General features: G+C 71.7%; 14 protein-coding genes. 9 read left to right on the forward strand and 5 right to left on the reverse strand.

All coding sequences use genetic code 11. The annotated features are described in order from the left end of the window. Positions 1 to 2: 2 nt before the first annotated feature. The 3 genes from sufU to BMW85_RS28375 all read left to right on the forward strand — a co-directional run bounded on the left by sufU (position 3) and on the right by BMW85_RS28375 (position 3,048). Positions 3 to 440, forward strand: a complete 438-nt coding sequence (sufU, locus tag BMW85_RS28365; protein WP_091087317.1) for a Fe-S cluster assembly sulfur transfer protein SufU — start codon at positions 3 to 5, stop codon at positions 438 to 440. Further along, on the forward strand, positions 437 to 799 hold the full coding sequence (locus BMW85_RS28370; protein WP_091087320.1) for a metal-sulfur cluster assembly factor: 363 nt from the start codon (positions 437 to 439) through the stop codon (positions 797 to 799). Before sufU ends, BMW85_RS28370 begins: the two co-directional genes overlap by 4 nt. A gap of 281 nt (positions 800 to 1,080) precedes the next feature. Next, positions 1,081 to 3,048, forward strand: a complete 1,968-nt coding sequence (locus BMW85_RS28375; RefSeq protein WP_245775119.1) for a DEAD/DEAH box helicase — start codon at positions 1,081 to 1,083, stop codon at positions 3,046 to 3,048. Positions 3,049 to 3,121: 73 nt separating this feature from the next. Here BMW85_RS28375 and BMW85_RS28380 read toward each other — a convergent pair whose 3' ends face one another. The 4 genes from BMW85_RS28380 to BMW85_RS28395 all read right to left on the reverse strand — a co-directional run bounded on the left by BMW85_RS28380 (position 3,122) and on the right by BMW85_RS28395 (position 7,529). After that, positions 3,122 to 4,078 carry a carbohydrate ABC transporter permease gene (locus BMW85_RS28380; RefSeq protein ID WP_091087325.1) on the reverse strand — a complete coding sequence of 319 codons (957 nt, stop codon included), beginning with the start codon at positions 4,076 to 4,078 and terminating at the stop codon, positions 3,122 to 3,124. Further along, on the reverse strand, positions 4,078 to 5,010 hold the full coding sequence (locus BMW85_RS28385) for a carbohydrate ABC transporter permease (protein WP_091087327.1): 933 nt from the start codon (positions 5,008 to 5,010) through the stop codon (positions 4,078 to 4,080). The genes BMW85_RS28380 and BMW85_RS28385 overlap by 1 nt, the downstream gene beginning before the upstream one ends. 10 nt (positions 5,011 to 5,020) lie before the next feature. Continuing rightward, positions 5,021 to 6,268, reverse strand: a complete 1,248-nt coding sequence (locus BMW85_RS28390; protein ID WP_177240926.1) for an extracellular solute-binding protein — start codon at positions 6,266 to 6,268, stop codon at positions 5,021 to 5,023. A 244-nt stretch (positions 6,269 to 6,512) separates the two neighbouring features. Continuing rightward, the gene (locus tag BMW85_RS28395) at positions 6,513 to 7,529 is read right to left on the reverse strand and encodes a LacI family DNA-binding transcriptional regulator (RefSeq protein ID WP_091087332.1); all 1,017 of its coding nucleotides are present in this window, start codon (positions 7,527 to 7,529) and stop codon (positions 6,513 to 6,515) included. Positions 7,530 to 7,782: 253 nt separating this feature from the next. On the opposite strand from BMW85_RS28395, the gene BMW85_RS28400 reads away from it, so the two are divergent. From BMW85_RS28400 to BMW85_RS28425, 6 genes are all read left to right on the forward strand, one after another. Next, positions 7,783 to 8,046 carry a phosphoribosyl-ATP diphosphatase gene (locus BMW85_RS28400; RefSeq protein WP_020547470.1) on the forward strand — a complete coding sequence of 88 codons (264 nt, stop codon included), beginning with the start codon at positions 7,783 to 7,785 and terminating at the stop codon, positions 8,044 to 8,046. A gap of 64 nt (positions 8,047 to 8,110) precedes the next feature. Then, positions 8,111 to 8,956 carry an ATP phosphoribosyltransferase gene (gene hisG / locus BMW85_RS28405; protein ID WP_091087334.1) on the forward strand — a complete coding sequence of 282 codons (846 nt, stop codon included), beginning with the start codon at positions 8,111 to 8,113 and terminating at the stop codon, positions 8,954 to 8,956. A gap of 123 nt (positions 8,957 to 9,079) precedes the next feature. Further along, positions 9,080 to 9,967 (forward strand): ABC transporter ATP-binding protein, encoded by an 888-nt coding sequence (locus BMW85_RS28410; protein WP_091087336.1) that lies wholly within the window; start codon positions 9,080 to 9,082, stop codon positions 9,965 to 9,967. Further along, positions 9,967 to 10,701, forward strand: a complete 735-nt coding sequence (locus BMW85_RS28415; RefSeq protein ID WP_091087338.1) for an ABC transporter permease — start codon at positions 9,967 to 9,969, stop codon at positions 10,699 to 10,701. Before BMW85_RS28410 ends, BMW85_RS28415 begins: the two co-directional genes overlap by 1 nt. Next, positions 10,698 to 11,816 carry a sensor histidine kinase gene (locus BMW85_RS28420; RefSeq protein WP_091087341.1) on the forward strand — a complete coding sequence of 373 codons (1,119 nt, stop codon included), beginning with the start codon at positions 10,698 to 10,700 and terminating at the stop codon, positions 11,814 to 11,816. Before BMW85_RS28415 ends, BMW85_RS28420 begins: the two co-directional genes overlap by 4 nt. Continuing rightward, a complete protein-coding gene (locus tag BMW85_RS28425) occupies positions 11,813 to 12,418 on the forward strand; it encodes a response regulator transcription factor (RefSeq protein ID WP_091087343.1) in 606 nt (201 codons plus the stop codon). The genes BMW85_RS28420 and BMW85_RS28425 overlap by 4 nt, the downstream gene beginning before the upstream one ends. On the opposite strand, the gene BMW85_RS28430 is transcribed toward BMW85_RS28425, so the two are convergent. Continuing rightward, positions 12,415 to 13,443: an EAL domain-containing protein gene (locus tag BMW85_RS28430; protein WP_091087346.1), complete on the reverse strand. Its 1,029-nt coding sequence runs from the start codon at positions 13,441 to 13,443 to the stop codon at positions 12,415 to 12,417. The genes BMW85_RS28425 and BMW85_RS28430 overlap by 4 nt on opposite strands. Between the last annotated feature and the right edge of the window lie 99 nt (positions 13,444 to 13,542).

A 13,542-nucleotide genomic window follows, 5' to 3' on the forward strand; every position in this document is an offset into this window, starting at 1 on the left:
CCATGATCGGCGAGTCGATGTACCAGGAGCTGATCCTGGAGCACTACAAGCACCCGCAGGGGCGCGGGCTGCGCGAGCCGTACGACGCCGAGGTCCATCACGTCAACCCGACCTGCGGCGACGAGATCACGCTCAGGGTCAAGGTGGACGGCGACAAGGTGCTCGACGTCTCCTACGACGGGCAGGGCTGCTCGATCAGCCAGGCTGCCGCCTCGGTGCTGCACGAGCTGACCACCGGCTCGTCGGTCGCGGAGTCGCTGTCGGTCGTCGACGAGTTCACCCGGCTCATGCAGGGCAGGGGGCAGGTGGAGGCCGACGAGGACGTGCTCGGCGACGCGGTCGCCTTCGCGGGCGTGGCCAAGTTCCCGGCCCGCGTGAAGTGCGCGTTGCTGTCCTGGATGGCCTACAAGGACGCAGTGGTGAGGAGTGCCGCCCAATGAGCAAGCCAACGGAGACGCCGACGACCGAGTTCGACGGTGAGATCACCAGCGAGGAGGTCATGGAGGCGCTCAAGGACGTCGTCGACCCCGAGCTGGGCATCAACGTCGTCGACCTGGGCCTGATCTACGGCCTCAACCTCGACCCGGCCGGCGGCGGCAAGCCCGTGGCCACCATCGACATGACGCTCACCAGCGCGGCCTGCCCGCTGACCGACGTCATCGAGGACCAGGCGCACTCGGCGCTCGACGGCATGGTCTCCGACGTGAAGATCAACTGGGTCTGGCTGCCGCCATGGGGCCCGGACAAGATCACCGATGAGGGCCGTGAGCAGCTTCGTATGCTAGGCTTCAACGTCTGACCTCTGTTCGCTGCACGGCTGGCGTCCGACGTCAGCCGTTTCAGCGTGTCATAAGGGTTTTCGGAAGGTCCGAACCCGGCCGGGAAATATCCGATACCATCCCGGCGTTGGATCAGATGCACCTGACGCCTCATCGCGCGTTTCAGCATCGCCTGCGGCCGGTGCGCCGGTGCATCCTCCCCCTCTTTCTCTGATCTGGTACGGCGTGTGCCGTACATCTTGGCTCGTCCTTTCGCAGAAGTGACGTGCCACTTCGACGGAAAGGCACGACTTTCGTGACCATGCTTGACGCTGTCATGCCCGCGCTCGACGAGAGCATCTCCGGCGCGACCTCCACGGCCGCCCCGGAAGCGGGCCCGTCCGAGTTCGAGCTCCTGGGGCTGCCCAGGCCGCTCGTCTCCGGACTGGCCAGACAGGGCATCGAGAGCCCCTTCCCGATCCAGAGCGCCACCATCCCCGACGTGCTCGCCGGCAACGACGTGCTCGGCCGTGGCCAGACCGGCTCCGGCAAGACCCTCGCCTTCGGCCTGCCCACCATGGCCCGCCTCGCCGGGGTCAGGCCCGTTCCCGGGCGGCCCCGCGCGATGATCCTCGTACCGACCCGTGAGCTCGCGCTCCAGGTCCACGACGCCCTCGAACCTCTCGGCCGCGGCCTCGGGCTGCGCATGAAGGTCGTCGTCGGCGGCATGTCCATGGGCAAGCAGATCGAGGCGCTGCGGCGCGGCGTCGACCTCGTCATCGCCACCCCCGGGCGGCTCGGCGACCTCATCCGGCAGGGCGAGTGCTCGCTCGCCGACGTGGAGGTCAGCGTCCTCGACGAGGCCGACCACATGTGTGACCTCGGCTTCTTCCCGGTCGTCACCGACCTGCTCGCGCAGACCCCCTCCGACGGGCAGCGGCTGCTGTTCTCCGCCACCCTCGACGGCGACGTCGACAAGCTGGTGCAGCGCTTCCTCAAGGACCCGATCACGCACTCCGTGGCCCCCGCGACCTCGCCGGTCGACACCATGGAGCACCACGTGATGCAGGTCACCCGCGACGACAAGTTCGACGTGGCGGCCGAGATCGCCAACCGTGAGGGACGCACCATCATCTTCGTGCGCACCCAGCACGGCGTGGACCGGCTGTGCAAGCAGCTCGCCCGCGTCGGCGTCAAGGCCGGCGGCCTGCACGGCGGCAAGCGCCAGAACCAGCGCACCCGCATCCTCGCCGAGTTCCGCGAGGGCTCGGTCAACGTGCTGGTCTGCACCGACGTCGCGGCGCGCGGCATCCACGTGGACAACATCTCGCTGGTGCTGCACCTCGACCCGCCCCAGGACCACAAGAGCTACCTGCACCGTGGCGGGCGCACCGCGCGGGCCGGCGAGAAGGGCACCGTCGTCACGCTGGTGCTGCCGAACGAGCGGCGCTCCACCGACGCGCTCACCCGCCGGGCCGGCATCCACCCGTTCCGGCTCAAGGCCGCCCCGGGGCACCCGCGGGTCGCCGAGGTGACCGGCGCCCGCATCCCGAGCGGCGAGGCCATCCCCGTGTGGGAGCCCGACGTGCGCAAGCCGCTGCGGCCGCGCCGTGAGGGCGGCGGGGCCGGCGGCTCCGACCGCCGCAACCGCCGCCCGCGCCGTGACTTCGACGGCGAGCGCCGCCCGCGCCGCCACGAGGACGGCGAGCGTTCCTTCGGGGGCGAGCGTTCCTACGGGAGCGGCGAGGACCGGCGTCCGCGCCGGCACGGCGACGAGTCGCGCACCGTGGGCGAGGGCCGCGACCGCGGCTACCAGCCGAGGCGCGGCTTCCGCGAGGGCGACCGGCCCGTCCGCGAGGGCGGCCGTGACGGCTACCGCGGCGGCTCCCGCGACGACCGCGGCTCCAACGGTGCCCGCGGCTACAACGGCGACCGCGGCCCCTCGGGGGAGCGCGGCTTCTCCGGTGACCGTGGTTTCTCGAACGACCGCGGCTCCTCGGGCGACCGTGGCTACAACAGTAACCGGGGCTTCTCGGGCGACCGTGGCTACAACGGTGACCGGGGCTCCTCCGGTGACCGTGGCTTCTCGGGCGACCGCGGCGTCTCGAACGACCGTGGCTTCTCGGGCGACAACCGGCGCGGTGGTTTCCGCGGCGAGCGTGGCTACCGTGGCGACGACCGTGGCGGGCGCGCCGGCCAGGACCGCGGGTCGCGCGGCGACTGGCGCGGCTCCGACGACCGCGGCCAGCGCCCCCGCCCGTTCTCCGCGGACCGCCGCCCCGCGCGCTGACCGACCCCGCTGAACCAACCCACCGCCCGCCACACCCCCGAGGTGCGGCGGGCGGCGGCGTTCCCGGGACAGGTCAGCCTTTCAGGCCGCTCAGGGCGATGCCCCGGGTGAAGTACTTCTGGAAGATCAGGAAGAACACGATGGTCGGGACCGAGGCGATGAACCCGCCCGCCATGATGGCGCCCTGATGGTCCGGCGCCCCGAAGTACGAGTTGAGCCGGGCCAGCGCGACCGGCAGGTTCGCCATCTCGTCGCTCTGCACGATCACCAGCGGCCACAGGAAGTTGTTCCACTCGGCCAGCACGATGAAGATCGACATCGCGGCGAGCGCCGGCCGCAGCAGCGGCAGCACGATCTGCCACCAGATCCGCCACTCCCCGGCGCCGTCCACGCGGGCCGCCTGGATGAGCTCGTTCGGCACCGACTGCAGGAACTGCACGAGGAAGAACAGCACGAACGCCTTGGCCAGCCCCGGCACGATGTACGCCGTGTAGGTGTCCAGCCAGCCCAGGTTGCGCATGATGACGTAGTTCGGGATGAGCGTCGTCTGCCAGGGCACCATCATCGACGCGATGATCATCAGGAAGATGACCCGGCGGCCCCTGATCCGGTGCTTGGCGATCACGTACGCCGCCAGCGAGCAGATCAGCAGCGCCCCCACGGTGATCGCCGTGGTGACGAGGACGCTGTTGAACAGGAACCGCCAGAACCCGAACTCCACCTGGAACCGCTGGAACACCCCCTGCAGATGCCCCGGGTTGACCCGTTCCGCCGACCATTCGGGGTCGTGGAAGTTCACGAACGACGGCGACTCCGGCACGAACGACGGCGGGATCCTGGACAGCTCCGTCGGCGGCTTCAGCACCGTGATGACCAGCCAGTAGAACGGCACGACCATCGTCAGTGACAGCAGATAGAACGGCAGGCGCAGCAGGTGCCGGTTCCGCCGGGCCCGGCCGCCCGCGCGCGGCTGCTCGTGCCGGGCCCGCCGCCGCGCCGGGGCGAGCCGGTCCATGGGGGCGACGGCCATCACAGCTCCTTCATCGCGCGCCCGACGCGCAGGTTGACGAGGCTCAGCACGAAGATGATCAGGAACAGCACCCAGGCGATCGCCGAGGCGTAGCCCAGCTTGAAGTGGGTGAACCCCTGGTCGTAGAGGTAGGGCACGATCATCAGCGCCGAGTCGAGCACGCCGCCGATGTTGTTGGTGCCGCGGAAGACGATGTAGACCGCCTCGAACACCTGGAACGCCCCGATCAGCCCGGTCACCACCACGTACGTGGTGACCGGCCGCAGCAGCGGCAGCGTGATGTGGCGGAACCGCTGCCAGGTCGAGGCGCCGTCGATCCTGGCCGCCTCGTAGTACTCCTCGGGGATGGAGCCGAGCCCGGCGACGTACAGCACCATGCCGTAGCCCATGCCGCCCCACACCGACATCAGCACCAGGATCGGGATGGTGAGGCTCGGCGTGGCCAGCCAGGGCACGGTCGAGCCGCCGAGCCAGTGGACGATCGTGTTGGCCAGGCCGGCCTCGCTCGGGAACAGCACCCATTTCCACATGAGCATGAGCGCGATGGAGGAGGTCACCGACGGCAGGAAGAACAGCGTGCGCATGATGCGGTGCGGCCAGCTCGGGCCGTTGAAGGCCAGCGCCAGCCCCAGCGACAGCAGGGTGCCGAGCACGACCGAGGCCACCACGTAGAGCGCGGTGTTGCCGAGCGCGTGCCGGAACCTGGCGTCGCCGGCGAGCTCGGCGAAGTTGTCCAGGCCGGTGAAGACGGCCGGGTTGACCCCGTCGAACGAGGTGAAGCTGAGGTAGAGCGAGTTGGCCAGCGGCCAGAGCAGGAACGCCGCGAACAGCGCGAGGAACGGCAGCAGCATCGCGTACGAGGTGCCGTAGCGGCGCAGCCGGTCGACGGGGACGCGGCGCAGCCGGCCGCCGATGGGGACGGGACCCGCCATTGTCGGCCTCCTAACCGGCGTTGCGCTGCATGACCTTGGCCGCCTCCGCGAGCGCGGTCTTCGCGTCCGTCTTGCCGAGGATGGCCGACTGGAGCTGCTTGGCGACGTCGGAGGCGCTCTCGTCCCAGCCGGGGCAGCCGGGGGCGGCCTTGCCCGTGCCGATCGCCTGCGCGAAGACCTGCGCCTGCTCGGGCGTGAACGTCGAGCCGCCCACGATCTTGTCGGGGCGCGGCGGGATGTAGGAGATGTTGCGCTTCCTGGCCTCGTCGGCGACGGCGGCGATGGCCTCGTCGGTGTACATGAACTTCACGAAGTCCGCGCCGGTCTGGGCGTACTTGCTGTAGGAGGTGACGCCGATCGCCCGGCCGCCGATGAACGTGGTCGGCCCGGCGGGCCCGGCGGGCAGCGGCGCCATCGCCCACTTGCCCTTCAGCTTGGGCTTGTTGGTGTCGAGGCCCTTGGCGATCCAGTTGCCGGCCACCACCATCGCGGTGCCGGTGTCGAGGGCGTCGGAGCCCTCGACCGTGGCGGTGGGGGCGCCGTGCTCGCGGTAGAGGTCCACCCAGTACGTCAGCGCCTGCTCGGCCTGCGGGGTGTCGAGCGAGGGCTTGCAGTCGGCGGTGTAGAAGGCGCCGCCGGCCTGGTAGAGGTAGTTGAAGTAGCCGATCCAGTCGAGGTTGCCCCAGTCCTGGCTGTAGGGCTTCTTCACCCCGGCCGCCTTGAGCGTGCCGATGTCCTTCACGAGCTCCTCCCACGTCTTGGGCGGGGCGTCGATGCCGGCCTTGTCCAGCAGGTCGGTGCGGTAGTAGAGGGCCAGGGTGGACATGTCGAGCGGCACCCCGTACACCGAGCCGTCGGGGGAGACCGCCGACTCCCACTGGGCGGGCTGCGCCTGCCCCTTGAGCGCGTCGATCCCGTGCTTGCGCAGGTCCACCATGGCGCCGCGGGCGCCGAACTGGATGGTCCAGGTCATGCCGCCGGAGAGGATGTCGGGGCCCGTACGGCTGGTCGCGGCGGCGAGGAGTTTGGCGTAGGCGTCGTCCCAGGACAGGGTCTGCACCTTGACCGTCACGTTGGGGTGCTTCTGGTGGTAGAGGTCGGCGGCCTTCTGGAAGGTCGCCGTCTCGTCGTCGCCGCCGGTGGACCAGAAGGACAGGGTCATGGGGGCGTTCTGGTCGGCCTGCTCCGTCCGGGTCTGGCCGCTCGTGGCGCAGGCCGTGCTGAGGGCGGCCACGAGGATCGTGCTGCACGCTGCCATGGTTCGTCGCATGGGCATGGTTCGTCGCATGGGGCCATCCGATCTCTCCGTCGGATGGGCGCCGGACTTGCGCCGGCGGACGTGCGGATGTGCCTGCGGGTCCCTTGGCCGGCGCCCATTTCTTGTGGGAGCGGATTTCACCACTTAAGCGGGTAAGCCACAATAGGCGATTTTGTGAGAGAGCGCGTTCCCGGCTCCCGCGACGGCGATGACCTTCGGTTACGGCCCCAGCGGAAATTTTCCGTCACAATGAAAGCGGAGCGGTGCTCCCCCTCGGCAGCAGGCGCGCGGGCGGCTCAGGGGCGCCGTCCGGCAGCTCGCCGGCGATCACCCGGAGCAGGGTGCGCGCGGCGTGCGCGCCGTAGGCGGGGACGTCCCGGGTCACGGCCGTCAGCGGCGGCCGGACCACCCGCGCGAGCGGGGAGTCGTCCCAGGCCACGATCGACAGCCCGGCGGGCACGGCCAGCCCCATCTCCTGGGCGACCGACAGGCCCGCCACCGCCATGATGTCGTTGTCGTAGACGATCGCCGTGGGCCGGGGCCGGGCGCTGAGCAGCAGCCTCGTCGCCCGCGCGCCCTCCTCGCCGGTGTAGTCGGTGTGCTCGACCGGATGCCCGCCGAGGCCGGCCGCCGCGCAGCCCCGCGCGAACGCCTCGTCCCTGATCCGGGTGTGCAGCAGCGCCGGCAGCCCCGCCACCCTGGCCACCCGCCGGTGGCCGAGCGCCGCGAGGTAGCCGATCACCTCGGCCATCACGGCGGCCTCGTCCGACCACACGGCGGGCAGCGGGCCCGCGCCCGAGGGATGCCCGGCCACCACGGCGGGCATGCCGAGCCGCTCCACCTCCGCCACCCGGGGATCGGCGGCGCACAGGTCCACCAGGATCGCGCCGTCCACCCGGCCCTCGCCCCACCAGCGCCGGTACACCGCGATCTCCGCCTGACGGTCCGGCACCACCTGCAGCATCAGCGCGCACGAGCTGGCCGCCAGCTCGTCCTCGACGCCGCTGACCAGCTCCATGAAGAACGGCTCCACGCCGAGGAAACGGGCCGGCCGGCAGAGCACCAGGCCGATCGCGTCGGCGCGGGAGCCGCTCAGCGAGCGCGCGGCCAGGTTGGGTCGCCAGCCGAGCTCCTGGGCGATGGCCCTGATGCGCGCCCGCGTCTCCTCCGAGACGCCGGGGCGGCCGTTCAACGCGTACGACACGGCCCCCTTGGACACGCCGGCCCGCCGCGCGATGTCGGCGATCGTCGGCCTCTTCACGCCCGCTCCCTCCCGCGCCCGATAAACCGCTGAACCGTATCAGCGACATTGGCAATCTCCGGTCCGATCCGGGCACAATGCTTTTCCGGTTCATAAACCGGAAACGGCTCCGTGTACAGTCCCATTGGGTTCCGCGCCGCCGTCGGATCCGCCGTGGGCCGATCGGGGGCGTCTCGCGTGGCGGACGGCGGGCGGCGTCACCTCGTCCCGCAGACTAGGCTTGTCAGGCACGCCATCGACGACGAGAGAGACCATGAAGACCTTCGAAGAGCTGTTCGCCGAGCTGTCCGAGAAGGCCCGCACCCGGCCCGCGGGGTCGGGCACCGTGGCCGCGCTCGACGCCGGCGTCCATGCCATCGGCAAGAAGGTCGTCGAGGAGGCCGCCGAGAGCTGGATGGCGGCCGAGCACGAGTCGGACGACCGGGCGGCCGAGGAGATCTCCCAGCTCCTCTACCACGTGCAGGTGCTCATGATCGCCAAGGGCATCGGGCTCGACCAGGTCTACAAGCATCTCTAGGGCGCGCCCGCGCCCGCCGCCGCACCCGACCTGGAGAACTCGAGAGACCGAACGAGGACCTGACATGCTGCGTCTGGCAGTACCCAACAAGGGCGCGCTCAGCGAGGCCGCCCAGGCCATGCTCAAGGAAGCCGGCTACCGCTCCCGCAGGGACAGCAAGGAGCTGGTCGTCGTCGACGAGGACAACGGCTGCGAGCTGTTCTTCCTGCGCCCCCGCGACATCGCCGTCTACGTCGGGGAGGGCACCCTCGACGTCGGCATCACCGGCCGCGACATGCTCGTCGACTCCGGCGCGCCGGTCGAGGAGATCATGCCGCTCGGCTTCGGCGGCTCCACCTTCCGCCTGGCCGGCACGGCCGGCGCGATGACCTCGGTGCACGACCTGGAGGGCCGGCGCATCGCCACCTCCTACGCCGGGCTGCTGGAGAAATACCTCTCCGACCAGGGCGTGGACGCCCGGGTGATCAAGCTGGACGGCGCGGTGGAGACCGCGATAAGGCTCGGCGTGGCCGACGCCATCGCCGACGTCGTCGAGACCGGCACCACGCTGCGCAACGTCGGCCTGGAGGTCTTCGGCGAGCCGATCATGCGCTCCGAGGCGGTGCTCATCAAGCGGCAGGGCGCGCCGGAGACGCCCGGCGCGGGCCAGTTCGTCCGCCGCTTCCAGGGGGTCGTGCACGCCCGCGACTTCGTGATGATGGACTACGACATCCGCGCCGAGCGCATCGAGGAGGCCATCGCGCTCACGCCCGGCATGGAGGGCCCCACCGTCTCGCCGCTGCACCGCGAGGGCTGGGTGGCGGTGCGCGCGATGGTCCGCCGCAAGGGCCACCAGCAGGTGATGGACCAGCTCTGGGACATCGGCGCGCGGGCGATCCTGGTGACCGACATCTACGCCTGCCGCCTCTGACAGCCTGCCGCCTCTGACATCCTGGCGTTTCTGACGAGCGGGGGCCGCGTCTGACAAATGTCACGGTCGAACCCGGAAGGATCACACTGCCCGGGTCCCGGCCGTGACTTTAACGTTCGACGCATGAACGCCATCACGTTCGATCACGTCAGCAAGCACTACGGGGACGTGCTCGCCGTCGACGACCTCTCCCTCGCCATCGAACCCGGCTCGACCGTCGCGCTCCTCGGCCCCAACGGCGCCGGCAAGTCCACCTCCATCAACCTGCTGCTCGGCCTGCTGCGCCCGAGCTCCGGCCAGGTCACCGTGCACGGCCGCGCGCCGGACGCGGCCGTACGCGACGGCGAGATGGGCGCCATGCTCCAGCACGGCACGCTCATCCCCGAGCTGACCGTGAAGGAGCTCGTGGACCTCGTCCGCCGGCTCTACCCGCGCCCGCTGCCCCTCGACGACATCCTGCGCCTGGCCGACCTGACCGAGCTGGCCGGCCGCCGGGCGAACAAGCTGTCCGGCGGCCAGTCCCAGCGCGTGCGCTTCGCCCTGGCCGTCGCCGGCGCTCCGAAGATCCTGCTGCTGGACGAGCCGACCGCGGCCATGGACGTGGAGTCCCGGCTGCGCTTCTGGGCCGCCATGCACGACTACGCCGCCGGCGGGCGTACGGTGCTGTTCGCCACCCACTACCTGGAGGAGGCCGACGCCCACGCCGACCGGGTGGTCGTCATCGCCCGCGGCCGGCTGGCCGCCGACGGCACCGCCGCCGAGATCAAGGCCGGGGCGGGCGGCCAGATCGTCCGCTTCGCCCTCGGCTCGCAGCCCGCGGCCGGCCTCGACCGGCTGCCGGGCGTGACCTCCGTCGAGATCGCCGACGGCGAGGTCACCCTCCACACCGGCGATCCCGACGCCACCCTGAACGGGCTGTACCGAGGCACCACGCTCGACGTACGGCACGTGCGGCTGTCCGGCGCCGACCTCGAAGCCGCCTTCCTCGCCCTCACCCGGGAGCCCTCCTGATGCTCTACTACGCCAGGACCGAGACGCTGCGCATGCTGCGCAACCGGCGCTACCTCATCTTCGTGGTGGCCTTCCCCGTCCTCCTCTACCTGATCAATGCCAACATCTACGGCGAGCAGACCGACGCCGGCGGCGTCAGCTACGCGGTGATCCTCATGGTGTCGATGGCGGCCTACGGGGGCCTGGCATCGTCCATGATGAGCTCCGCCGTGCCCTGGGCCACCGAGCGGCAGTCGGGCTGGCTGCGCCAGCTCCAGATCACCCCGCTGCCCGGCTGGGCGATCATCGTCACCAAGCTGGCGACCGCGCTGCTGCTCGTGCTGCCGTCGCTGCTGCTGGTCAGCGTCGTCGCCATCGTGCAGCAGGGCGTGTCGATGCCGCCCGCGCGGTGGGCGGGGCTGCTGCTGGCGATGTGGCTGGGCACGATCCCGTTCATCGCGCTCGGGCTGGCCATCGGCTCGGCGCTGTCGCCCGACGCCGCCCAGCCGGCCGCCATGATCTGCATGTTCGCCCTGGCCATCGCCGGCGGGCTGTGGTTCCCGCCGGAGATCTTCGGCACCACGATGAAGGCCGTCGCCGAGGTCACCCCGTCCTACCACTACGCGGCACTCGGCTGGAGCGTGGCGGGCGGTCACGGGCTCGGGCTCGCCGACGTCCTGGTCGTCGCCGCCTGGGGGGTGGTGCTCGGCCTCGCCGCCGCCTTCCTCTACCGCCGGGCTACAGTGCGGGCATGAGCTTCGCCGAGCGGATCAGCTTCGGCGGGGAGGACGACCGGCCCTCGCTCCGGCGGCGGCTGCTCGGCCTGTCCGTCGGGCTGGTCTACCTGGTCTTCCCCGTCGCGGAGATCGTGACCGGCGCGATCACCGGCGTCCGCGCGGTCTGGGCGGGGGCGGTGCTGGCGGCGTTCGTCGTGCTGTTCCTGGCCACGGTCGTGAGCGCCCGGAGCTTCCTGGAACGGGGGCGGTGGACGTACCCGCTGCTCGCGCTCACCACCGCGGTTGGGGTCACCGGCGCGCTGGTCTTCGGCGGCTCCTTCCTCAGCATGCCGGTCTACAGCGTCGTGCTGTGCGGGTTCACGCTGCCGGCCGCGGCGGCGCTGCTCGCCATGCTCGCCAACCTGGGCCTGCTGGTCGGCGGCGGCCTGCTCCACCACAGCTCGCCCGAGACCATCATCATCCTCGGGCTGCAGGTGGTGACGCTCGGCGTGCTGTTCATCAGCGTGCGCAACACCCGGGGGCTGACCGTCAAACTGCACCGGGCGCAGGGCGAGGTGGCCCGGCTGGCCGCCACCGAGGAACGGCTGCGCATCGCCCGCGACCTGCACGACCTGCTCGGCCACAGCCTGTCGCTGATCGCGCTCAAGAGCGAGCTGGCGGGGCGGCTGGCCGAGGGCGCGCCCGAGGTGCAGCGCGAGGTCAGGGACATCGAGTCGGTCGCCAGGAAGGCGCTGTCGGAGGTACGCGAGGCCGTCACCGGCTACCGGCGGCGCGGCCTGGTCGAGGAGCTCGACAACGCCAGGTCCGTGCTGGCGGCGGCCGGCGTGCGGGCCCGCGTGCAGGTGTCGGGCACGCCCCTGCCGGAGCCGGTCGAGGGCCTGCTGGCCTGGGCGGTGCGCGAGGGCACCACGAACGTCGTACGCCACGCGCGGGCCGGCCGCTGCGAGATCAAGGTGACGTACGAGGACGGGCTGGCCGTCCTGGAGGTCGCCGACGACGGGCGCGGCAAGGAGCCCGTCCTCATGGGCAGCGGCCTGTCGGGGCTGAACGAGCGGGCCGTCGAGGCGGGCGGCGCGATGGCGGCGGGACCGGGCCCGCGCGGGTTCCGGCTGCGGGTGGAGGTGCCGGCGTGATCCGGGTGGTGCTGGCCGAGGACCAGGGCATGGTACGGGGCGCGCTGGCGTCCCTGCTCAACCTGGAGCCCGACATCGAGGTGGTCGGCGAGGCCGCCGACGGCGCGGAGGCGGCCGAGGTCGTCGCCCGCGCCCGGCCCGACATCGTGCTGCTCGACATCGAGATGCCCGGCACCGACGGCCTGGCCGCCGCCGCGACCATCACCCGGCGCACGCCCGGCTGCCGGGTGATGATCCTGACCACGTTCGGGCGGCCCGGCTACCTGCGCACCGCGATGGAGGCGGGCGCGGTCGCCTTCCTCGTCAAGGACAGCCCGGCCAGGGAGCTGGCGGCGGCCATCCGGCGCGTGCACGCGGGGGAGCGGGTCATCGACCCCGGCCTGGCCGCGGCGGCGCTCAGCGCGGGGCCCAACCCGCTGTCGGGGCGCGAGCGCGACGTGCTGTCCGCCGCGGCGGACGGCTCCACCATCGGCGACATCGCCGAGCGGCTGCACCTGTCGGAGGGCACCGTGCGCAACTACCTGTCCTCGGCGATCCAGAAGACCCACGCCCGCAACCGCATCGAGGCCGTGCAGCGGGCCCGTACGCAGGGCTGGGTCTAGCGCGTCATGGAGGTGACCTCCCTGATGAGGTCCGAGACGCGGACGATGCCGAGGCAGCGGTTCATCTCGTCGGTCACCACCAGGTCGTCGTAGACGCGGCCGGCGTCCCTGCTGGCCGCCTGCACCGCGGCGATCGCCGGAGTGGTGCGCGGCACCGTACGCGGCGGGTCGGCCAGGCGCCGCGCGGGCTTCTGACTGTGCAGGGCGTGGCCGAACCGGGCGGCGAACGACAGCAGGAAACGGCCGCGGTCCAGGCTGCCCTGGGGGCGCTGGTACTCGTCCACCAGGATCACGCTGGTGATCGTCGGCTCGTGGCCGAAGGCGGCGACGGCCTCCTCCGCCCTGGCCTCGGCGGGCAGCGTCACCGCGGGGATCAGCAGCTCCTGCACGCGGGGGCCGAGCAGGGCGGCGCCGGGGCCGGGGTCGGTGACCGGGAGCGGGACGCGTACCTTGCCGTCGGGGCCGGGGGCCAGCAGGGGGCCGTGCGCGAGGCGTACGCCGAGGCCGCGGACCGTCGCCGCCTGACTCTCGCGTTCGACGCCGGGCGCCATCACGTGCGCGCCGATCCCGCGGGCCAGCGTCACCACCGACCGGGCGACGCTGGTCGCGCGGTGGTCGCCGGGGACGCGCGCGACCAGCTCCGGGGCCAGCGCCACCAGGTACGGCGAGACGTCCGCGGCCAGCTCCGGCGAGGGCCCGTTGGAGCCCACGTCGGCGAGGCCGAGCAGGTAGCCGATCGTGCGCAGCCCGTTGAGCGCGACCTTGAGCAGCGGCTGGTCCTGCTCGTAGCAGGTCCCGGTGAGCAGCAGGATCGCCTCGCGCGGGTGCCGCCCCGCCCGGCGCAGGGCCTCGTGCAGCGGGGTCAGGGCGCCCGCGCCCGACAGCACGACGTGGACGGGCAGCTCCAGCATCATCGGCAGCGGGGTCGCCCGGAGCTCGCCCGAAGGGTCCACGCCGGCGCCATGGGCGATGATCGCCCCCGTGTCGAGATCCACGAGGGGGCTGGTGAGCAGGGAGGTCGCCACGAGGACAGGATCCGGCGGAACCCGCACGCCACATAAGACCCGCGAAACAGATTTAACCGTCATTTCCCCTTGAGTTGTCCCGGGCCGCATCCCCGGCCC

This window comes from Nonomuraea wenchangensis (assembly GCF_900111685.1).
GTDB lineage: Bacteria > Actinomycetota > Actinomycetes > Streptosporangiales > Streptosporangiaceae > Nonomuraea > Nonomuraea wenchangensis.

Bases quoted from the DNA above. Each gene is read 5' to 3' on its own strand.
- sufU (WP_091087317.1), top strand. From the start codon at position 3: ATGATCGGCGAGTCGATGTACCAGGAGCTGATCCTGGAGCACTACAAG.
- BMW85_RS28415 (WP_091087338.1), top strand. From the start codon at position 9,967: ATGCTCTACTACGCCAGGACCGAGACGCTGCGCATGCTGCGCAACCGG.
- hisG (WP_091087334.1), top strand. From the start codon at position 8,111: ATGCTGCGTCTGGCAGTACCCAACAAGGGCGCGCTCAGCGAGGCCGCC.
- BMW85_RS28375 (WP_245775119.1), top strand. From the start codon at position 1,081: ATGCTTGACGCTGTCATGCCCGCGCTCGACGAGAGCATCTCCGGCGCG.
- BMW85_RS28380 (WP_091087325.1), bottom strand. From the start codon at position 4,078: ATGGCCGTCGCCCCCATGGACCGGCTCGCCCCGGCGCGGCGGCGGGCC.
- BMW85_RS28410 (WP_091087336.1), top strand. From the start codon at position 9,080: ATGAACGCCATCACGTTCGATCACGTCAGCAAGCACTACGGGGACGTG.
- BMW85_RS28420 (WP_091087341.1), top strand. From the start codon at position 10,698: ATGAGCTTCGCCGAGCGGATCAGCTTCGGCGGGGAGGACGACCGGCCC.
- BMW85_RS28370 (WP_091087320.1), top strand. From the start codon at position 437: ATGAGCAAGCCAACGGAGACGCCGACGACCGAGTTCGACGGTGAGATC.
- BMW85_RS28390 (WP_177240926.1), bottom strand. From the start codon at position 6,268: ATGGCAGCGTGCAGCACGATCCTCGTGGCCGCCCTCAGCACGGCCTGC.
- BMW85_RS28400 (WP_020547470.1), top strand. From the start codon at position 7,783: ATGAAGACCTTCGAAGAGCTGTTCGCCGAGCTGTCCGAGAAGGCCCGC.
- BMW85_RS28385 (WP_091087327.1), bottom strand. From the start codon at position 5,010: ATGGCGGGTCCCGTCCCCATCGGCGGCCGGCTGCGCCGCGTCCCCGTC.